Below are 19,918 nucleotides of genomic sequence, written 5' to 3'. Positions count from 1 at the left end.
CTCCCCGGACTCTTTCGTGTTCGCCTCCGGTGATGGTGTTGAATGTCGGTATGAGCTCACACGCAGGCGACTTCGATCACGGACTGATCTCCGAGGACCATCATTCAAAGCACGAACTCCCAGGAGGTCTGTACCTGCGACGAGCGAGGACCGGCGACGTCAAAGGCATCGAAGCCCTGGTCGCCCCACTGGCCGGTGAGCGGATCCTGCTCGCCAAGGACACGGTGACCTACTTCGAGTCGCTGCAGGAGTTCTGGCTGGTCGTCGACCCGCAGCCCGATGGTTCCGAGATCCTCGCCGGCTGCGGCGCCCTGCACATCATCTGGGCGGATCTCGCCGAGGCGCGCACGGTCGCCACGTCACCGGACTATCGGGGCAGGGGAGTGGGCAAGGCGATCATCAAGCAGCTGCTCGCCGATGCTCGTGAGATCGGAGTCGACCGGGTGTTCTGCCTGACCTTCGAGACCGGATTCTTCGGTTCGCTCGGCTTCGAACCGATCAAGGGCATCCCCGTCTCACCCGAGGTCTACGTCGAGCTGCTTCACTCCACCGATGAGGGCGTCGCAGAGTTTCTCGACCTGGCCAGGGTCAAACCGAATACCCTGGGCAACTCACGGATGATCAAATACCTCTGAGGCAGACCCTGATCCTGCCCGTCACCGGCGGGCGTCGGTCTTGGCCACGCTCTCACCGGCCGGTGTAGGCGACTGCCGCACACGCACCGTCCAGTGGCGACGTCTGCCACGTTCGGGACCTGATTCAGCTGTTCGGCAATGCCAATCGGCCATCGACCTGTTGTGCCAGACCGTCGTCGACGAGGTCGGAGATGAGCCGATTGATCCTGTCCTGGTCCGCACTGAGTTCACGCACTCGCGCCACCGCCGTGGCCGTCGATTCGGCCAGTGAGTCGAGAAACACCGGGTCGAAGTCGGTCACCGAGGCGGTGAAGACGTCGAGCCGGACACCGCGTCGGTCGTCCCCGGCGACGTGCGCTGCCTTGAGGACATCCATGATCGCACCGCGCAGCTGTCGATCGGTGCCTGCCCACTTCTGAGTCTTCGGTTTCGTCGCCGAGGCGGGTCTGCCCAACTGGTTCCATGTGCAGATGTCCTGGAGCGGGCAAGCGGGGCAGTCGGGATTGCGTGCCGTGCAGACGAGGGCTCCGAACTCCATGACTCCGGCGTTCCATTCAACGTGCTTTTCCTCGGGCACCAGGGCGGCCGCCCAGGCAGTCTCCTTCCGGCCAGGTGAGCTGGTGGGGCGTTCCCGGCCCGCGAAGAGGCGGATGAGGACCCGACGCACGTTCGTGTCGAGCACGGTCGTCTTTCTGCCGAAAGCGAAGGAGGAGACCGCGGCGGCGGTATAGGACCCGATGCCCGGCAGTCGTTCGAGCTCTTCGGTCGTTTCGGGAACCCGGTTGTCCAGGTCCGCAGCGATGACTTCGGCGGCTTCCTGCAGTCGCAGCGCTCTGCGCGGATAGCCCAAGCGGTCCCATGCATGGAGGACTTCGGCGGTCGGGGCGGCGGCGAGGTCGGCCGGTGTCGGCCACTTGTCCATCCACGCACGCCACCGCGGTTCGACTCGGGCGACAGGGGTCTGTTGGGACATGATCTCACTGACGAGGATTGCCCAGGCGCTCGTGTTCGGGTGCCTCCACGGCAGGTCCCGGGCGGTGTCCTCGAACCAGGTGATGATGGTGTCCTGGACTCGTCTGAGCACAGGTTCGGACACCTCGGGGAAGGCGGAGGTCGACCCGGAGGGATTCGATTCGGGACCGGCTCGGTGTGTCATTTGGATGCTCAATCGCTTCGGCCTAGGCTCAAAGCGATGACTCCTTCCAATCGTGGTTCGCAGCCGAACAGAGCTGCCGGGCAGCCTCGCCAGTCTAGCGGGAAGCTGCCTGCTCACGTGTACCGCCGACGCCGCATCACGCTTGCTGTGGCCAGCCTCCTCGTCCTGGGGCTTCTCGTGCTCGGAATCGTCGGTATCGTCAAAGCCATCGGCGGCCGCAGCGACGGATCGGACAAGGTTGCAGCCGAGGAGACTACCCCGGCCGAATCGACGACGGCGGCACCCGTGCCGGATAAGAAGGCAGCGAGCGGAAAGTGCCCGGAGGACAAAGTCTCGCTGAAGGCCAAGGTCGATCCGAAATCCGTGAAGGACGGGAAAGAACCCGAATTCGGCATGGTCATCGAGAACGGCCACACCGCCACGTGCCTCATCGAGGTCGGTACCGATAAGCAGGAATTCATCGTCGAAAAGAACGGTGATGTCGTGTGGTCGTCGGAGTACTGCGCGGCGGCGAAAGACGAGAATGCCGAAGCTTCCACGGAGTTCGCACCGCAGTCGGAGAAGACTGCGAAGCTCAAATGGAACCGGATCAAGGTCGACAAGAACTGCAACCGCGAAGACGCTGACTTCGCCCCCGGCGACTACGAGCTCATCGTGAAGCTCGATGACAAGAAGAGCGAACCGACGCCGTTCGAGCTCGAGAAGAGCGCCGCCGATAAGGCCAAAGAGAAGAAAGCCGCGGAGAAGAAGAAGAAAGCCGACGAGGAGAAGAAGTCGGAAAAGGAATCCGGCGAGAAGGACTCCTCGGATGAGAAGCAGTCAGAGGAACCGCAGGACTGAGTCCTCAGGCACCACGGTAGGAGCCGACTCCCCAAGAGTTCCCGTCGTGGTCGCGGAAGTCGAATTCGCGGCCGCCGTAGTCTTGAGTCGCTACCGGTCGCACGATCGCATGCCCCAGGTCGACGATCTCCTGGTAGAGCCGGTCCACTTCTCGTTCGGTGTCGACGACGACGTAGATCGAGCTTCCGCCCACTGCATCGAGTGCCGATCCGTCGTTGCGGACCGAACCGAACATGATCCCGCCGTTGTCACCGAGCGCGAATTCGGCATGCTCGACGAGGGCCGGGTCCTGCTCATTGCGCACGAGCAGTCTTTCGGTGAACCCGAGCGTGACCAGCAGTTCGATCGTCGCTGCGGCATCGGTGGTCCGGAAGGCGGGAAAAACTGTCGTGGTCATGACACCAGGATGCTCCAAAACCAAGCGAAAGTCCCGAACTTTCTTACTTCTGCTCCCGAAGACCCTGCTTCGTCAGCATCAGTTCGACCGCCCCGGCGATGTGTTCGCACTCCTCGACCTCCATCTTGTCCGGTGCCGCCACATTGGTCATGGCTCCCTTGGCGACGACGGCATGGGTGATGCCCAGTCGTTTGGCTTCGTTGAGGCGTTGGCCGAGATTGGGGACATTGCGGATCTCCCCTGACAGGCTGACTTCGCCGATCGCGACGAGGTGGCGAGCCAGCGGCTTGCCGAGCAGCGCCGAGGCCAGGGACATGCAGATCGCGAGGTCGCTGGCCGGCTCGGAGAGCTTCGCTCCGCCGACTGTGGCGGTGAAGACATCGCTCTTGGCGAGGTTCGCCTGCGCGACATTCTGGCTGAGCACAGCCAGCATCATCGCCACTCGGGAGGAATCGACTCCGGAGACCGAGCGACGGGACTGGCCGCCGGCGGATTCTGTGATGAGCGATTGGACTTCGACGAGCAGCGGTCGCTTGCCCTCCTGCGTCACCGTTAGGCAAGTGCCGGGCGGATTCGCACCGCTGCGCGAGAGGAACAGTCCCGACGGGTCCTCGAGACTCTTGATCCCGTTCTCCTCCATATCGAAACAGCCCACGTCGTCGGTGGGGCCGAAGCGATTCTTCACCGCGCGCAGCATACGCAGACGCGAATGCCTCTCACCTTCGAAGGTGCATACGACGTCGACGAGGTGCTCGAGAAGGCGAGGACCGGCGATCGTGCCGTCCTTCGTGATGTGGCCGACGAGCACAGTCGGCAAAGATCGGGCCTTGGCTTCCCTGATGAGGGCGGAGGCGACTTCGCGGACCTGGGTGACTCCGCCGGGGATGCCTTCGACCTCGGAGGATGCCAAAGTTTGGATCGAGTCGACGACGAGCAGCTCCGGCTGTTCGGATTCGATCATTCCCAGTACCGACCCCAGATCGGTCTCGGCGGCGAGGAGCAGCGAGTCGGCCAGGGCATTGATCCGTTCGGCGCGCAGCCGCACCTGACCGGCGGATTCCTCACCGGTGACATACAGAACCTTGACCCCGAACATGGCGATCTTCGCGGCGACGTCGAGCAGCAGCGTCGACTTGCCGACCCCCGGCTCGCCGGAGAGCAGGACAACGGCGCCAGGCACGATGCCACCGCCGAGCACCCGATCGAACTCGGGGACGAACGTCGATCTCGCCTGCGCGAGCGTCGAGTCGATCTCGCTGATCGGCTTCGCCGCATTGGATTTCTTGACCTTCGTCTTCACCTTCGACGAGTTCGCGCCCTTCTCCTCAAGGGTGCCCCAGGCCTGGCATTCGGGGCAGCGTCCCAACCATTTGACCGTCGAATAGCCGCATTCCGAGCATGTGAAAGACATACCGCAATTCTGGCACGGGCCGCTGACACGAGAGTCCTTGCTCGAGAGTCCGGCCTCAGTGACAAGGAGAGCTGGCCGGTGCGCACTGCAGTGGGGGAGCTCGGTGAATGCAGAAGGGCGCCCGACGATGAGTTCGTCGGACGCCCCTGCCGGCAGAGTGCGGCAGCCAGGTCAGTCGAGCGTGGTGAGGATTCGGGGACCATCCTCGGTGATGGCGATCGTGTTCTCCGAATGGGCACCATTCGAACCGTCGGCCAGGCGCAGGGTCCAACCGTCCTTGTCGACGGACAACTTCTTCGAGGTGAACGACCACCAGGGTTCGATCGCCAAGGTCAGACCCGGTTTGAGGACCAAGCCGCGACCTCCCTTTCCGCGGTTGGGCACGTGCGGATCCTCGTGCATCGTGTGGCCGAGACCGTGCCCGCCGAAGTCGAGGTTGACGGGGATGCGGTGGGCATCGGCGACGTCACCGATAGCCTTCGAGATATCGCCGAGGCGATTGCCTGCTTGGGCGGCGCTGATTCCGGCGTCGAGGCCGGCCCACGTGGTGTCGATGAGGCGCTGGTCCTCGTCGCTGCCGTCGCCGACGACGACGGAGCGTGCGGCGTCGGCGACCCAGCCGTCGATGGATACGGCGAAGTCGAGGGTGAGCAGGTCGCCGTCCTTGAGGACGTGGCTGTGGGGCTTGCCGTGGAGGACGCCGTCGTTGACGGACAGGCAGATGACGTTGCGGAAGGGGCCTGAGCCGAAGGAGGGGGCGTAGTCCCAGTAGCAGGACTTCGCGCCGGCATCCTCGATCATCTTCCGCGCGGTCTTCTCCAGGTGCATGATGTCCATGCCCGGTTCTGCGATCGAGGTCAGCTCGGCCAAGGTCTTCGCGACGAAACGGCCGGTCACCGCCATCTTGTCGATCTCGGCGGGCGTCTTCAGCTCAATCACAGGGGTCTCCTTCGGCGGGGTGCAGGGTTTCGACGGCGTTCACCGGTCCAGAATCGATTTTAGTCCTCGGCGGTTGTGAAGTCGCGGCCGCACCCGGATCTGTGGGCAAGGAGACAGTTGCGGCGTCAAGTCACCGGAGGGCGGAGCCGCGGACTGTCCGTTTCGATCGTGTGGAAGCGAGAACGAAAGGCAGCGCGAGTGCCGCAAACCCCAAACACCACAGAGGCGCGGCTCCGTCGACTCCGAGGGCGAGTCCGCCGATCCACGTGCCGGAGACGATTCCGACCTGGAAACCCACGACGTAGGTGGCCGAAAGCACCGAGGCTCCTACACCTCCGAGTCTGACCACAGTCGACTGCAAGATGGCCGGTGCCGCCGCGACGGGAAGACCCCAGAGGATGATCGCGGGCACGGAGACGCTCTGGTGAATAGACACTCCCAGCGGCAGCAGTCCGGCGAAGACGACGACAGCCGAGCTGACCAGTCTGGGGCGGGCGTCGAGGAACGACGAAGCGAGCCACACGCCCACGACTCCGATCGTTCCGAAAGCGACGAGGAACACCGAATACCCGCCCCCGACGATGCGGTCCGCCGCCGCATATTGGCTGAGATAGGGGTAGAGGACGTAGATGCCGGTCACGAGGAGGAGCGTTGGCGCGGTGACGAAGACGAAGGTCCTCGCCGAGGCGGAGCGATCCTTGGCAGAGTGGCTGTCCGATCGAGGCGGAAGAGACGGGATGGCTGCGAGTGCAGCGAACGCGACGATTGCGGCGACGGTGGCGATGGCGAGAGAGCTTGCCCTCCAGCCGAAGGTCTGTCCGAACAGCGTGACTCCGGGTACTCCGGCCAGCATCGCGGCACTGCTGCCGAGGAAAACCCGTCCTGCAGAGCGCGATTGTCGATCGGCGGGCGCGAGTTCGGCGGCTATGAGCGGGGCGATGCTCCAGAGCGTGACGTGGGTGGAGGCAATGAACGCGCGGGCGATGATGACGACGATGAGGTCCGGGGCGATGGCGACAACTGTCTGTGCGAGCGCGAGAACTGCCAGCGCACCCACCAGGACGGATCGGCGCGGCAGGCGTCGGGTGGCAGCGGTGAATGGGAGGCCGGAGACTCCGGCGATGAGCGCATACCAGCCGATAAGCCCGCCGACCTCAGTAGGAGGGACGCCGAAGTCGGTGGCGATCTCAGGCATCAGTCCCGTCGGCAGCATCTCGGCGACGAGGAAGACGAAGACCGCTGCTGCCAGGACGAGAGTGGGAAGTCGATCTGTCGAAGCCGAATGCGCGGTCGAACGCGGTTCTGCAGGTGTTCTCACAAGTTCCTCCGAGTGAGGAACTCGTCGATGGCGCCGGCCCACAGTTCCGCCTCTGCGGGGGTGAAGATATGCCCCGCATCGTCGAGTTCGACGAGTTCGGACCCGGGGATGCCCGCCGCTAGGGCACGCGTCGAATCCGGGAGGACGATACGGTCTTGACCAGCGGCGATGACGAGTGTGGGCACACTGACCTCGGTAAGACGGCGGCGGATGTCGACCGATCGGGCAAGGCTCATCTGCGGAGCTCGGGCGCTTCCCTGGGCGGAGAGTCCGGCACGGACGTTCGCTTCGGCGGTGATCGAGGTTTGAGGGCTGAGAGCGGCGAGTGTAGCAGGGGAATTCGCAAGGCGGAGCATGGCGGCAAGGTCGTCCACGCGACCGGCGGCTGCCAGGCTCTCATACAGCGAGCTGAACGCGGCCAGTTGTGTATCAGGGCCAGCAAATCCTACGGTGAGGATGAGTCCGGAGACGCGGTCGGGATGGCGAAACGCAGCGGTGATGGCGACTGCCGAGCCTAGAGAGAGGCCCAGGACAGGTACGTGGTCCTGACCCTTCGCGTCGATCCCTGAGACAAGCTCGTCAGCGAGGGCATCGAGGCTGAGCGGCGCTGATCTGGATTCGCGCAGGCCGCTGCCAGGATAGTCGATACCGAAGAGCTGCCGGTGCTGAAGGTGCCCGGCGAGGTCGCTGAAGTTCTCGAGCACGGATCCGCCGGCACCGTGGGCGAGGGCGAGCGGTGCGCCGGAGCCGAGGGTGTGGAGATAGGGCAGTGACGAGGTACGAGTGGAATAGTCGTTCATGCCGATGACGTTATGCATTGACATGGATGTCAAGGTCAAGACCGGCTCTCTGCTTATCGGCGAGCTTGCTGCGGCGACGGGCGCGAGCAGGCGCTCGATTCGGTATTACGAGGAGAAGGGCTTGTTGGACGTTTCGCGCTCGCCTGCGGGATATCGTGAGTACTGTCCAGAGGCCGTGAGAACGATTGCACGCATTCGGCGGCTGCTCGATGCGGGGTTCAATCTCGACGCGATTGCGGTGATGTTGCCGTGCCTCGGAGACGACCCCGCTCGGCCCATCGACATGTGTCCTAAGGTGGCGGCCCAGATCCGTGAGAATGTCGAGAATATCGAAGCCGAGTCCGCTGATCTTGCCCGACGACGGCAGGTGATCCAGGAGCTCATCCGCGTCCGGTGACCCGGAGCCTGCACCTTAGTGAAAGCAACCTTGTCGTCCGGTAGGTTCAGATACATGCGGTACATCATCACTGCGTTCATCTTCGGAACGGTCTTCGCGAATTCATTGCTCACAGGTGCCTACGCGTTGGAAGAGGGCGATGGACTCTGGGCGCTGTGGCTGATCATTCTCCCGGCCATTGCCCTCGTCGGCCTGGGATCTCTCCTGTGGGAGTACAGAAAGCAGGAGCACAGAAGGCGAGAGTCAGCGAACGCGAGCCCCAAGGTCTCGTTCAGCTGAGGCGGGTGTCCGGCTTCTGCGGTCGTGCAATGAGCCAGCAGATCGGCCCGACGACGGGCAGCAGCAGGACGATGATCGCCCAGACGAGTCTCACCCGAGGGTCGAGTCCTGATCGGGCGATGCTCACCATTGCCCAGATGAGCAGGACGACGAGCAGTACGACGACTCCGGACCAGATCACGTCATAGGCGGCGGGCAGCAGCGGATCTTTGCTCATGGCATCAATCTACCTTGACTTTTGTACGAAAGTCGCTCGTTCAGGGGCCAGCGCGGATATCGCGTCGTGTACCACGTGATATGCGCGCTGGCACTTGAACGACGTGAAGGGTCGTCGGTGGGCCGGTCTGCGCTTCGATCAGCCCACCGGCCCACCGGTCGAGGACCTCACTTCGCCCCAGAGGACTCAGCTCTCTCAGAGGAACTCGACTCCCTGCGCCAGCGGCAGCTCGCCGGAGTAGTTGATCGTGTTCGTGGCCGGGCGCATATAGGCCTTCCACGAATCCGAACCCGACTCGCGTCCGCCGCCGGTCTCCTTCTCACCGCCGAAAGCACCGCCGATCTCCGCACCGGAGGTGCCGATGTTGACGTTGGCGATTCCGCAGTCGGAGCGGGACAGGAACTTCTCGGATTCGGCGAGTTCGGCTGTGAAGATCGCCGAGGACAGACCCTGCGGCACCCCATTGTGGATCTCGAGCGCCTCATCGAGATCCGAATATGTGACGACGTAGAGGATCGGGGCGAACGTCTCTTCCGTGACCACTGCGCTCTGATTGGGCATCCGCACCACTGCCGGCTCGACATAGTGGGCATCGGGGCGTTCATCGGCGAGCACCCTGCCGCCTCCGCAGAGGATCTCGCCGCCCTCTGCCTCTGCCTGCTTGAGGGCCGCCTGCATCGCATCGAACGAACCTGAATTGATGAGCGGTCCCACGAGCACTCCGTCATCGGTCGGCGATCCGATGCTCAGCGTCTTGTATGCGGCGACGACCTTGTCGACGAACTCGTCGGCGATGGATTCGTGCACGATGAGCCGCCGCAGCGTCGTGCACCGCTGACCGGCCGTTCCGGCGGCCGCGAAGACCACTCCGCGCAGCGCCAGATCGATATCGGCGCTCGGGGCGACGATCGCCGCGTTGTTGCCGCCGAGCTCGAGCAGGATCTTGCCGAAGCGCTCGGCCACGACGGGTCCGACCTCACGTCCCATCCGCACCGATCCGGTCGCCGAGACCAGTGCCACCCGAGAATCCCTGACCATCACATCACCGATGTCCCGCCCACCGACGAGGACAGGTGCGAGATTCTCCGGTGCCCCCACCTCGGTGGCGGCCCTGGCCAACAGGGACTGCGCCCCGAGGGCTGCAAGCACGGCGTTCTCTGAGGGCTTCCACACGACCGCGTCACCGGCGACCAGGGCCAGGGCGGTGTTCCAGGAATACACGGCCACGGGGAAGTTGAATGCGGAGATGACACCGACGACGCCGAGGGGATGCCACGTCTCCATGAGCCGGTGACCCGGCCGTTCGCTGGGCATGGTCTTGCCCCACAGCTGCCGGGACTGACCGAGTGCGAACTCGCAGATGTCGATCATCTCCTGGACTTCGCCGGCCGCCTCGGAGGGGGTCTTGCCGGCTTCGACGGTGATGATCTTGGCCAGATCCTCCTTGTGCTCGCCGAGCAGCTGTCCCCACCGCTGCACCAGCTGACCGCGGACGGGAGCTGGCACGTCCCGCCAGGTCTCGAACGCGGTCTGGGCTGCGGCGATCTTGTCCGCCGCTGTCTGCGCGGTGTCCGCGGCGATCGTGCCGAGGCCTTGTCCCGTGATGGGGGAGCGGGCCGGAAGGCTCGCCGAGGCGGCCGATCCCTCAAGCACGGATGCGTCTACTCCGCAGGCGCTCAGCCCTGTGGTGAGGAGGTCGGTGATGGTCTGATCGGTGGGCAGTGCGGTCATTGCTGTCCTTTCGTCGTCTGCTGTGTCGATCGGCTGCTGCGCCGGTCGGTGGAGTTCGGTCGTTGCGGGGAGGTGGGAGATGAGGGGCGGGTGCGCGAGGACTCAGATCACATTGAGCTCCTTACGCAGTCCGGTGGTGGAGAAGCGTCGTTTGTCCATGGGAGTCACATCGACGAGGGGAGTGCGGCCGGTCATGAGGTCGGCGACGACCTCTCCGACGGCCGGGCCCATGAGGAAGCCGTGACCGGAGAACCCGCAGGCGTAGAAGAATCCCGGCCTCTCCTCGGCCTCGCCGATGAGGGCATTGTGGTCGGGCGTCATCTCATACAGTCCCGCCCACCCGCGTTTCGCTTCGACATCGCCGAGCTCCGGGGTGCGGGCTTCGATGTGCTCGGCCAGGGTGGCCAGCCAGTTCGGGTCGCGTTTGTCGTTGAAGGACCAGTCATCGACCTCATCGGGGCAGCCGAACAGCAGCCCGGCTCCTTCCGGGTGGACGTAGTAGCTGGTGGAGAAGTCAATCGTGAAGGGCATCCGCGAGGTGTCGAAATCGACGGGCTCGGAGACCATGATCTCCCGCCGCAGCGGCTTCACGGGCAGGTCGACCCCGGCCATGTCCCCGATGGGGCCGGACCAGGCTCCCGCCGCGACGACGACCTGTTCGCAGCTGATCGTGCCCTGATTCGTGATCACCGAGGTGGCCATGCGATCCGTTCCGCCGTCGGTGTCGAATCCGGTGACCTCGCAGTTCTTGACCACCGTGACCCCGCGCTCGCGGGCGGCGGTGACGAAGCCTGCGACGACGGCCTCGGGGGTGCAGTGACCGTCGCCGGGATTGAACGCTCCGGCGATCAGCCCTTCGGTGTTGACGAACGGGGCCAGCTCGGCCACCTCGGCGATGGTGAGCATCCGCGAATCCAGCCCCATCCGCTGTTGCAGGGCCACGTTGTCGGTGAACGCGCGCACGTCGTCATCGTTGTCGAGGAGGAACAGATAGCCGTTGCTGACCAGGTCGATGTCGACGCCGAAATCGGTTTCGAAGTTCCGCAGCACTTCGAGCCCGCGGGCGGCCAAGGCGATGTTGACCTCGTCGGAGAATTGGCAGCGCACACCTCCAGCGGCCTTCGACGTCGATCCGGCTCCGGGGGTGTCGCGTTCGACGATGACGATGTCGCGGACTCCGCGTTCGGCCAGGTGGTAGGCGATGGCCGCTCCCATGACGCCGGCGCCGATGATGACGACGGAGGCTTCGGCGGGCAGGGCTTTGGACGTGTCGGGGACCCCGTCGGTGTGAGGGGCGGTGGTTGATGCGGTGGGGGATTCCACGGTTCACCTCGCTGTCTGCTGCCGGGGCGACCGTCGTTGGTCGCCCCGGAAACGGAGAGTGCCGACGGCGATGTCGGCGTTTGTGTCTTGACTTCATTGTGGTTGCCATCACACTTAAGAACAAGCGAGAGTTTGTGAACACTGTGTTCAAGAAACCTAAAGACAGGAGAGCGCTGCCATGACATGGACGCTCGGACAGCTGCGCACTTTCGTCGCTGTGGCCGAACTCGGATCGATGACGCGGGCGGCCGACCACCTCGGCTACAGCGTCGGGGCCGTGTCCCAGCACATCTCAGCCCTGCGCAGGGTCGTCGATTCCGACCTGTTCCGACGGCGCGGCCGTGGGCTCGTCCTCGCCGAAGCCGGGCGCACCCTGCTGCCCAGGGCGCGGAACATCCTCGCCGCTCAGCAGCAGGCGGAGATGGCGATGCTCGGCCGGGACTTCCGCAGCGAGGCCATCGTCACCCTCGGCGTCTTCGGATCGGCATCGACGACGGCGCTGCCGAAGGTGGTGCGGGCGCTGGCCGAGCGCCATCCGCATATCGAAGTCCGGGCGCGGGAGATCAATGTCGAGACCATGTCGGCCGCCGTCATCGACGGGATCATCGACCTGGGGATCGGGATCAACTACCCGGCCGCGCCGCTGCCGCCGATGCGCGGGCTGAGTTGGGAAGCTGTGGCCGAGGAAGACTTCGGCATCGTCGTCCCCGCGGGGACGTCCCGGCCGAGCGATGACGATCTGGCCGAGGCCGACTGGATCCTACCGCCGGCTGAGGAGCTCTTCGGCCGCGCGATGCGGTTGGCCACCTCGGCGCTGGGAATCAATGCGAAGGAGACCCATATCGTCACGGACACCGCGGTCGCGCTGGCGCTCGCCGGAACCGGGCTCGGCCTGACCCTGGCGACGCCGATCATGATGTCGTTGGGTGGGTCCGAGGTCGACCTCCACCCCGTCGTCGAGGCGGGTGGACGCGAGATCATCGTGCTGACTTCCCCGGACCCCAGCGATCCGGTCCGGGCGGTCGCTAAGGTGGTCACCGAAGTCTTCGCCTGAGATTCCGGCCTAGGATAAGGACATGAGCTTCGACCATCAGTGGAATAAGGTACGCAGGGCCAACCCCGACCATTCGGCGAACTACGCGCAGCGGTGGCGAGATCTTGCGGCCGCCGGGCATGACATCGGCGGTGAGGCCAGGTTCGTCAACGCCATGGCTCCGCGGGGATCGCGCATCCTCGATGCCGGCTGCGGAACCGGCCGGGCCGGCGGACTGCTCATCGACGAAGGGCACACCGTCTTCGGCGTGGATCTCGACGAATTCCTCATCTCCGTCGCCGAGGAGGACTTCCCCAGCGGTGAATGGCACACCGGCGACCTCGCCGACTTCGATTTCGCCGGCGCCGGGATCACCGAGATCGATGTGGCCTTCTGCGCCGGAAACGTCCTGTCCTTCCTCGATCCCGCCTCGCGCCGGCAGACCTTGGGCAATATCAAATCGACGCTCAAACACGGCGGCCGGTTCGTGTCCGGCTTCGGTGCCGGACGCGGGTATGATTTCGACGATTTCATCGAGGACGTCAAGGCCACGGGGATGTTCGTCGACCAGAAGTTCTCCACCTGGGAACTCCGCCCCTTCGAAGCTGACAGCGACTTCCTCGTCCTCATCGCCGAAAGGCTGTGAGCCGGTCGATTCGCAAGGGCGGCAGAATTAGGCTGGGATCGACCCATACTGCTGATCAACTGAAGGAGAATGATCATGATCTTCATCGTCGTGAAATATGACGTGAAACCCGAAAGCGTCGAGAAGTTCCCCGAGGCGGTGCGCGCCTTCACCGAGGCCGTGCGGGAAGAGCCCGGCAACCTGTGGTTCGAATGGTCGAAGAGCTTGGAGAACCCGAACGAGTTCGTGCTCGTCGAAGCGTTCACCGACGAAGGTGCCGAACCTCATGTCAAGAGCGACCATTTCGCCGCCGGTCTCGAATCGATGCGCCCGCACCTGGCCACGACGCCGAAGATCATCTCCCGCAAGATCGACGGTGAAGGCTGGGACGAGATGGGCGAGCTCAAGATCGGCTGATTCGTCTCGGAGCAGCCGAGTCCGCACCCTTCACCAGGGCCCCTGGAACTCTTCCAGGGGCCCTTTCGACATCGCGATGAAAGCCTCGGTCGCCGGTGAGAGTTCGGCATCGCTGCGCGAAATGAAAGCGAAATCGACCGGGAAAGCGGGGGAGAGATGGGCCCAGGACAACTGGTCCCGCAGCGGATGGCGCTGCAGTTCTACGAGCGGCAGGATCGTGTCGAACGTCCCTCGTGAGACTATCTCCAGGGCCGCATCGCCGTATTCGACCTGGATGAACGGATCGAGGTCGATCTGCTCCGACTGTGCTCTCTCAGCAAGGAGCCGGCGCATCGGATCTCGAGTACCCCAGCTCGCCTCGGCGAGGACCAGGCGACTGGGCACAACCTGATCGAGAGAGACCGGGCGTCTGGTCCTCTCGCGATGAGCACTGATATAGACAACGTCGTCCGAGAGCACCGGCGCCGAAACCTGCAGTCCGTGCGGATCGACAGGCAGCTCGACGAGACCGGCTTCGAGGTCGCCGCGGCGCACTGCATCTGCGACGTCGGACGAATTGAGGCCGACGACCCTGACCTGCACGTTCGGGAACCGCTCATTGAAGGCGAGGATCAACGGAGCAAGCAGGTAATGCTGGGCGCTGCGGAACGAACCGAAGGAGACCTCTCCTCCCGACAGATCGGTGGTCACCTTCGCGACCCGTGAGACCTCGGCCGCGGCCTCGATCGCCGCCTTCGCCTTCGGCACGAGCTGCCGGCCCACGTCGGTCAGCCGCAGACGCGAGTTCGTGCGCACGAACAACGTCGTCCCCAGGCGTCGCTCGAGCCGCCTGATCTGCTCGGACAGACTCGGCTGAGCCATATGCTCCTTCGTCGCAGCGGCCGCGAACGACCCCTCGTCGACGGTGCGGATGAAGTATTCCAGCTGCCTCAGCGTCGGACCCTCACTCATGTCGACAGCATAACGCGCTCAAGGCTCAACCTTGGGCGGATGCTCTGATTTGCCGTCTTCCGCCTGTGTCGAGTTCTCGGCAGACTGTTGCCACCTGGTCAGTACGACGGATCCAAAGGGGGACCTCATGGCCGCAGTCACCTATCGCAGTGACGCACGTTTCAAACGCAGCATGACGCTGCAGTCCGCGATGTTCATCGCCATCGGCGGGCAGATCGGCTCGGGATGGCTCTTCGCAGTACTCTCGGCTGCCGGAATGGCCGGTCCTTCGGCCGTGATCTCCTGGCTCATCGGTGGCGCACTCGTCACCCTCATCGCCCTGTCCTGGATGGAGGTCGGCGCAGCACTGCCGTTCTCCGGAGCGATTGTGCGCTACCCCTATCTCTCACACGGCGGGCTCACCGGTTGGCTGATGGGCATGTCGTACTGGCTGGCCAATCTCGCTCTGCCGCCGATCGAAGCGGTCGCCGCAATCACCTACGTCGGCGGTCTGTTTCCCAATCTCGGGCTCCTCGAGACGCGACAGGGAATCTCGATGCTCGCCTGGCCCAACGGCATCATCACCGGCATCGTCGTGATGTTCGTATTCATGCTCATCAACATCTTCGGGGTCAAGCTGCTCAGCGAAGCCAACCGATGGATCACCTGGTGGAAGATCATCATCCCGACTGCCACCTTCGCCCTCCTCTTTCTCGTCTTCAACGCCGGCAACTACACCGACCACGCATTCTTCGGCAACGCAGGTGGCACGAAGGAAGGCTTCGGTGCGACCTTCCAAGCTGTGGCGATCTCCGGCATCGCCTTCGCCATGATGGGCTTCCGCGGTGTCATCGACTTCGCCGGCGAAGTGAAGAACCCCAAACGCAATATCCCCTTGGGCACCATCGGGTCCATCCTCATCCCTCTGGGCATCTACACCGGACTGCAGATCGCTTTCATCGGCGCCATCAACTGGGCCGACGCCGGAGTCAACCCCGGCGACTGGGCGGCACTGATGTCGAGTTCTTGGGCCGATGGGCCGCTCGGCGCCGCGCTCAAGGCTTCCGGGATCGCCCTCCTCGGAGCATTCGTGTCCCTGCTCCTCCTCGACGCAGTCATCTCTCCCGGAGCCGCCGGGTACCTCTACCTCGGCAGCGCCTCCCGAGTCGCCTACGGCCTGGCGACGAACAAGTTCTTCCCGTCCATCCTCACCCGGATGAACCGGCACGGCGTCCCGGCCTGGGCGATCATCGTCAACTTCGCCATCGGGCTGGCCTTCTTCCTCCCGGCCCCGAGCTGGTACCGCCTCGTCGGATTCATCTCCTCCGCCCTCGTCCTCTCCACACTCACCGCACCGGCGGCGATCCGAGTCATGCGACACCACGCTCCGCAGCTGCACCGGCCCTATCGTCTGCCGTGGTCGAAGGTGCTCGCCCCGATCGGCTTCATCGCCTCGACGATCACCATCTTCTGGTGCGGGTTCATCACCCTGGCCAACCTCGACGCCATCCTGCTCGGTTCAATGGTCTGCTACGCGATCTTCTTCAGCGTCAAGAACGGGTGGACGAAGCGGGCCCCCTCGATCGTCCTCTCCATCGTCTTCATCATCGCTTGGGTGATCGTGTGTGTCCGCGGAGGGTTCATCCTCGCCCCGTCGGACATGGCGGTCGATGACCCCGGGAAGGTCTATGAGTTCCTCATCGGCATCACCGTGCTCACCGTCGCCTTCCTCTTCGTGCTGCGGCTGATGACCAAGCGAGAGGGAGTGCGCCACCTGCGTGCAGGCTACTGGCTGGTGTTCCTACTCCTCGCCGAACTCATCCTCTCCGCGTTCAGCGAGTACGGACCTTTGCCGACCCCGGCAGTCATCTTCCCGTGGGACTCGCTCATCGCCGTCATCATCGGCTACATCGCCTACCTCGGGGCCGACAAGACCGGATTCGCAACTCCGGAGCTGAAAGCTCTGGAACAGGAGAGCATCGAACGCGAGGCCGCGAACGACGGCGATGACAGCTTCGACGACGTTCCTTCGACACCAGCACAGGAGAGGAGAAGTCCGGAATGAGCACAGCAGTCGTCACCGGTGCTGCCAGCGGAATGGGGCTGGCCACCGTGCGCACCTTGGCCGCCGACGGCTGGACGGTGGTGGGCATCGACATCGCCGAGGCGGTGGAAGAGGTGGACAACACCACCTTCCTCACCTGCGACATCACCGACAGAGACAGTCTTGGCCGGGTCCTCGGCGACTACCTCGGGGAACCGGGAGACGAACAGTCAATCGACCTCGTCGCGAACATCGCCGGCATCTTCCCGCCGACGACGATCGAAACCTACACCTCCGACACCGTGCGAGCGATCTTCGATGTCAACGTACTCGGCACTCTCAACGTCTCCGCCGAATCCCTGCCGTGGATGTCGCAAGGCTCAGCGATCGTCAATTTCGCCTCCGTCGATGCGTTCACCGTCTCTCCCGGCCAGCTCGTCTACGGGGCGTCAAAGGCCGCAGTCGTCATGGTGACAAAGAGCCTCGCCCTCGAGCTCGCCCACCGAGGGATCCGCGTCAATGCCATCGCCCCCGGCTGGGTCGACACTCCGGGCAACAAGGCCACCGGACGGATGGAAGCTGCCGCCGTCTCCGTGCCTCTGGGGCGAGTTGCCCAGCCAGAGGAGATCGCACGCTGGGTCGCTATCCTCGCGTCGGCCGATGCCGGATTCATGACAGGGGAGACCGTCGTCCTCTCCGGCGGGGACGTGATCCGCTGATGCCTCCCTGCGATACCCCCGCATATCTGCCCACCCCAATCCCGTCGGGAAGGAACCACCGCTATGACCACACCGAAGTACGCCGTCATCGGTGCCGGAGCCGCCGGTCTCTCCGCGCTCGCCCAGCTGCGCAAGGCCGGGATCGACGCGGACTGCTTCGAGAAGGACGACTGCGTCGCCGGACACTGGAACACCGACTATGATGCGCTCCACCTCATCACCGCCCGGGATCAGACGTTCTTCGAAGACTTCCCGATGCCGGCGGACTATCCGCATTTTCCGCGCCGAGACCAGGTCAGGGACTACATCGTCTCCTTCGCTGAAGAGTTCGCACTGACCGATCACATCCGCTTCTCCACCGCAGTCGAAGCGGTCGAACCGATTGGCGGAGCGGACTCGGCCGGCACAAGAGGATGGACCGTACGCACGCGGAGCAGCGACGGCACAGTTTCCGAACGCGACTACGACGCGGTGCTGGTCGCCAACGGGCACCTGCGTGATGCGAAGATCCCGAACGTGCCCGGGACATTCACCGGCAAGCAGATTCATTCCTCCGAGTATGCGAACACCGGCGACATCGACGGTGACCGGGTGCTCGTCGTCGGAGCAGGCAACTCCGGTTGCGATCTTGCAGTGGATGCAGCACAGAATCGCTTCGAGGTCGACATCGTGGTCCGCAAAGGCGTCTTCTTCCAGCCCAAGACCTACTTCGGCAGGCCCCGACAGATGCTTGAGTGGATGAACCAGTTCTCCGCCGAGGAACAGGACTTCATCGCACGCCTGCTCGCAAAGGTCTCACTCGGCGACAACACGGAATATCCCGGACTGCCGGCGCCAGCCGAACGTACCCTGGCTGAAGGCTACGCGGTGGTCAACGACCTTCTCCTCTACTGGATCCATCACGGGCGGATCAGCGTCCGCCCCGCAATCGAACGGTTCGACGGACGGACAGTGACCTTCGACGACGGCACACAAAGGGACTATGACACGATTCTCTACGCGACAGGGTTCAATCCGAGCCTTCCGTTCCTCGACGATCGGCTCGTTGCGAAGAACGGGACGATGCCCGTCAAACACGCGGCCGGAATCATCCCCGCCGGTCTCGACAACCTGTACTACATCGGACTGACTGCACCGCGAGGGCCGCAGATTCCCATCTACGGAATGCAGGCAGCGCTCGTGGCGAAGATGTTGCAAATTCAGGAATCAGGGACGGTCTCCGTCGCAGGGTTCCTCTCGGAGCGATTCCCACCGGAGCACGGCATCGATATCGTTCGTGCACCATGGCTGAAGGAACTCTCTGAAGTCGAGACGGCAGTCGATGCCCTCCTCTTCGCCGAGAAGTCGACGACGGCGACAGGAGCGCGAGCATGAGGACCGCACTGATCACCGGAGGAGCAAGAGGGCAGGGGCTCTCGCACGCCAAACGGCTGGCGGCAGCCGGGTGGGCTGTCGTCATCGGCGATGTCCTCGACGAGGACGGCACAGCCTCGGCGAAGGAGCTTTCCGACCTCGGGCACAGTGTCGATTATCGTCACCTCGATGTCTCCGATCCGGACAGCTGGGATTCGGTGATGGAATTCGTGCGCGATGAGCATGGCAGTCTGCACGGACTAGTCAACAACGCCGGAATCATCCACGTCGCCGACATCGTCGAGGAGTCACTGGAGGTGTGGAGCAGAATCGTCTCCGTCAACCTCACCGGCAGCTTCCTCGGACTGAAGGCGGCGTCCCCGCTGCTGGAGGTCGGGTCGTCAGTGGTCAATGTTGCATCTGTGTTCGGCCCGATCGGCGCCAGGGGCTACGCGGCGTACTGCTCGACGAAGGCGGGCATCATCGGGTTGACCAAGGTCGCCGCGCTCGAGCTGGCCGAACGGCGGATCAGGGTCAACGCCATTTGTCCCGGCGGGGTGTCCACGAAGATGAATGAAGACGAGCCTGAAGGCGGCGTCTCCGATGACACCCCGTTCGGTCGCCGCGCGGAGGTCGACGAGATCTCGGGAACCGTGGCATTCCTCCTCTCCGACGATTCCCGATTCATCACGGGCACGGAAATCACCATCGACGGGGGGCTGACAGCGAAATAGGTGTGTTGGCAGGTCGGAGAACTGTCTACACTCGGACCCATGGCGATCAAAGCGCAGAACATCGCATCGATCGAAAAGGCCCTGGGCGAACCATGGGCCGACACCCGTGCTCGCTTGGAGGCGGCCGGGGGAGCGTCGGCGAGTCACAAGGAACTCGCCGACGCTCTCTATCCCCAATTCGACGGCAGAGTCGACAACCACGGCTGGTGGGTCCAGGGCGCCGTCGTCGCCTACGAGCAGGAGATCGGACGTCGAGTCCCCGGCCAGCGCGCCGACGGCACCTTCGACGTCGCCGTCTCCCGCACCATTCCCGGCGATCGTTCCGCACTCATCGAAAAATTCGCGTCCCTCGTCGGCGACACCCTCAACGAGGTAGCCCTCGACGGTGATCCCCGCACCTCGGAGACAGCGAAGCGCTCCTTCTGGCGAGCCAACCTCGAGGGCGGCGCCAAGGTCGAAGCCGCCGCTGAGACGAAGAGCGAAGACAAGACACTCTTCGTCCTCACCACGTCGAAGCTTCCCAGCCCCGAAACCCTGGAGGAATGGCGGGCCTTCGGCAAGGACTTCCTCAAGCAGCTCTGAGCTCTGACCGTCCGGCAGCTCTGATCGACCGCCGGTGG

Annotated in this window: 22 protein-coding genes; 12 read left to right on the top strand and 10 right to left on the bottom strand. The window is 64.1% G+C overall.

Annotated features, from left to right (window positions below; translation table 11 throughout):
* Positions 1 to 50 precede the first annotated feature (50 nt).
* The gene (locus HK108_RS06290) at positions 51 to 635 is read left to right on the top strand and encodes an amino-acid N-acetyltransferase (RefSeq protein ID WP_139468645.1); all 585 of its coding nucleotides are present in this window, start codon (positions 51 to 53) and stop codon (positions 633 to 635) included.
* A 124-nt stretch (positions 636 to 759) separates the two neighbouring features.
* Here HK108_RS06290 and HK108_RS06285 read toward each other — a convergent pair whose 3' ends face one another.
* Positions 760 to 1,791 carry an iron-sulfur binding domain-containing protein gene (locus HK108_RS06285; RefSeq protein WP_181270891.1) on the bottom strand — a complete coding sequence of 344 codons (1,032 nt, stop codon included), beginning with the start codon at positions 1,789 to 1,791 and terminating at the stop codon, positions 760 to 762.
* A gap of 36 nt (positions 1,792 to 1,827) precedes the next feature.
* Between HK108_RS06285 and HK108_RS06280 the strand changes: the two genes are divergently transcribed.
* A complete protein-coding gene (locus tag HK108_RS06280) occupies positions 1,828 to 2,631 on the top strand; it encodes a hypothetical protein (RefSeq protein ID WP_258233272.1) in 804 nt (267 codons plus the stop codon).
* A gap of 4 nt (positions 2,632 to 2,635) precedes the next feature.
* On the opposite strand, the gene HK108_RS06275 is transcribed toward HK108_RS06280, so the two are convergent.
* From HK108_RS06275 to HK108_RS06255, 5 genes are all read right to left on the bottom strand, one after another.
* The gene (locus HK108_RS06275) at positions 2,636 to 3,028 is read right to left on the bottom strand and encodes a VOC family protein (protein WP_139468643.1); all 393 of its coding nucleotides are present in this window, start codon (positions 3,026 to 3,028) and stop codon (positions 2,636 to 2,638) included.
* Positions 3,029 to 3,071: 43 nt separating this feature from the next.
* On the bottom strand, positions 3,072 to 4,439 hold the full coding sequence (gene radA / locus HK108_RS06270; RefSeq protein ID WP_139907236.1) for a DNA repair protein RadA: 1,368 nt from the start codon (positions 4,437 to 4,439) through the stop codon (positions 3,072 to 3,074).
* Between the two features lie 171 nt (positions 4,440 to 4,610).
* On the bottom strand, positions 4,611 to 5,378 hold the full coding sequence (map, locus tag HK108_RS06265; RefSeq protein WP_181270890.1) for a type I methionyl aminopeptidase: 768 nt from the start codon (positions 5,376 to 5,378) through the stop codon (positions 4,611 to 4,613).
* Positions 5,379 to 5,508: 130 nt separating this feature from the next.
* Positions 5,509 to 6,696, bottom strand: coding sequence for an MFS transporter (locus HK108_RS06260; RefSeq protein WP_181270889.1), 1,188 nt, complete (start codon positions 6,694 to 6,696; stop codon positions 5,509 to 5,511).
* On the bottom strand, positions 6,693 to 7,496 hold the full coding sequence (locus tag HK108_RS06255) for an alpha/beta fold hydrolase (protein WP_181270888.1): 804 nt from the start codon (positions 7,494 to 7,496) through the stop codon (positions 6,693 to 6,695). The genes HK108_RS06260 and HK108_RS06255 overlap by 4 nt, the downstream gene beginning before the upstream one ends.
* A 22-nt stretch (positions 7,497 to 7,518) precedes the next feature.
* On the opposite strand from HK108_RS06255, the gene HK108_RS06250 reads away from it, so the two are divergent.
* Both HK108_RS06250 and HK108_RS06245 read left to right on the top strand, forming a co-directional pair.
* Complete coding sequence (locus tag HK108_RS06250) at positions 7,519 to 7,893, top strand: MerR family transcriptional regulator (protein WP_219922241.1); 375 nt, start codon at positions 7,519 to 7,521, stop codon at positions 7,891 to 7,893.
* Positions 7,894 to 7,947: 54 nt separating this feature from the next.
* Positions 7,948 to 8,172: a hypothetical protein gene (locus tag HK108_RS06245; protein ID WP_181270887.1), complete on the top strand. Its 225-nt coding sequence runs from the start codon at positions 7,948 to 7,950 to the stop codon at positions 8,170 to 8,172.
* On the opposite strand, the gene HK108_RS06240 is transcribed toward HK108_RS06245, so the two are convergent.
* The 3 genes from HK108_RS06240 to HK108_RS06230 form a co-directional block, all read right to left on the bottom strand.
* On the bottom strand, positions 8,165 to 8,389 hold the full coding sequence (locus HK108_RS06240; protein WP_181270886.1) for a PLD nuclease N-terminal domain-containing protein: 225 nt from the start codon (positions 8,387 to 8,389) through the stop codon (positions 8,165 to 8,167). The genes HK108_RS06245 and HK108_RS06240 overlap by 8 nt on opposite strands.
* 195 nt (positions 8,390 to 8,584) lie before the next feature.
* The gene (amaB, locus tag HK108_RS06235) at positions 8,585 to 10,120 is read right to left on the bottom strand and encodes an L-piperidine-6-carboxylate dehydrogenase (RefSeq protein ID WP_181270885.1); all 1,536 of its coding nucleotides are present in this window, start codon (positions 10,118 to 10,120) and stop codon (positions 8,585 to 8,587) included.
* A gap of 102 nt (positions 10,121 to 10,222) precedes the next feature.
* On the bottom strand, positions 10,223 to 11,443 hold the full coding sequence (locus HK108_RS06230) for an NAD(P)/FAD-dependent oxidoreductase (protein WP_229663996.1): 1,221 nt from the start codon (positions 11,441 to 11,443) through the stop codon (positions 10,223 to 10,225).
* 178 nt (positions 11,444 to 11,621) lie between these two features.
* Between HK108_RS06230 and HK108_RS06225 the strand changes: the two genes are divergently transcribed.
* From HK108_RS06225 to HK108_RS06215, 3 genes are all read left to right on the top strand, one after another.
* Complete coding sequence (locus tag HK108_RS06225) at positions 11,622 to 12,497, top strand: LysR family transcriptional regulator (protein ID WP_181270884.1); 876 nt, start codon at positions 11,622 to 11,624, stop codon at positions 12,495 to 12,497.
* Positions 12,498 to 12,519: 22 nt separating this feature from the next.
* Entirely contained in the window at positions 12,520 to 13,122 is a 603-nt protein-coding gene (locus tag HK108_RS06220; RefSeq protein WP_139468637.1) for a class I SAM-dependent methyltransferase, read from the top strand.
* A gap of 75 nt (positions 13,123 to 13,197) precedes the next feature.
* Complete coding sequence (locus HK108_RS06215) at positions 13,198 to 13,518, top strand: putative quinol monooxygenase (protein ID WP_181270883.1); 321 nt, start codon at positions 13,198 to 13,200, stop codon at positions 13,516 to 13,518.
* Between the two features lie 30 nt (positions 13,519 to 13,548).
* On the opposite strand, the gene HK108_RS06210 is transcribed toward HK108_RS06215, so the two are convergent.
* A complete protein-coding gene (locus tag HK108_RS06210) occupies positions 13,549 to 14,469 on the bottom strand; it encodes a LysR family transcriptional regulator (protein WP_181270882.1) in 921 nt (306 codons plus the stop codon).
* 127 nt (positions 14,470 to 14,596) lie between these two features.
* On the opposite strand from HK108_RS06210, the gene HK108_RS06205 reads away from it, so the two are divergent.
* The 5 genes from HK108_RS06205 (at position 14,597) to HK108_RS06185 (ending at position 19,880) form a co-directional block, all read left to right on the top strand.
* Complete coding sequence (locus HK108_RS06205) at positions 14,597 to 16,513, top strand: APC family permease (protein WP_181270881.1); 1,917 nt, start codon at positions 14,597 to 14,599, stop codon at positions 16,511 to 16,513.
* Positions 16,510 to 17,211, top strand: coding sequence for an SDR family NAD(P)-dependent oxidoreductase (locus HK108_RS06200; protein WP_181270880.1), 702 nt, complete (start codon positions 16,510 to 16,512; stop codon positions 17,209 to 17,211). The genes HK108_RS06205 and HK108_RS06200 overlap by 4 nt, the downstream gene beginning before the upstream one ends.
* Positions 17,212 to 17,274: 63 nt before the next feature.
* Positions 17,275 to 18,585 carry a flavin-containing monooxygenase gene (locus tag HK108_RS06195; protein WP_181270879.1) on the top strand — a complete coding sequence of 437 codons (1,311 nt, stop codon included), beginning with the start codon at positions 17,275 to 17,277 and terminating at the stop codon, positions 18,583 to 18,585.
* Positions 18,582 to 19,298, top strand: a complete 717-nt coding sequence (locus tag HK108_RS06190) for an SDR family NAD(P)-dependent oxidoreductase (RefSeq protein WP_181270878.1) — start codon at positions 18,582 to 18,584, stop codon at positions 19,296 to 19,298. The genes HK108_RS06195 and HK108_RS06190 overlap by 4 nt, the downstream gene beginning before the upstream one ends.
* Positions 19,299 to 19,337: 39 nt before the next feature.
* On the top strand, positions 19,338 to 19,880 hold the full coding sequence (locus HK108_RS06185; RefSeq protein WP_181270877.1) for a hypothetical protein: 543 nt from the start codon (positions 19,338 to 19,340) through the stop codon (positions 19,878 to 19,880).
* The last annotated feature ends 38 nt before the right edge of the window (positions 19,881 to 19,918 follow it).

This window comes from Brevibacterium sediminis, assembly GCF_013623905.1.
Taxonomy (GTDB): domain Bacteria; phylum Actinomycetota; class Actinomycetes; order Actinomycetales; family Brevibacteriaceae; genus Brevibacterium; species Brevibacterium sediminis.
The sequence above is the reverse complement of the archived record's forward strand: the minus strand, read 5'-3'. Positions and strand labels throughout refer to the sequence as shown.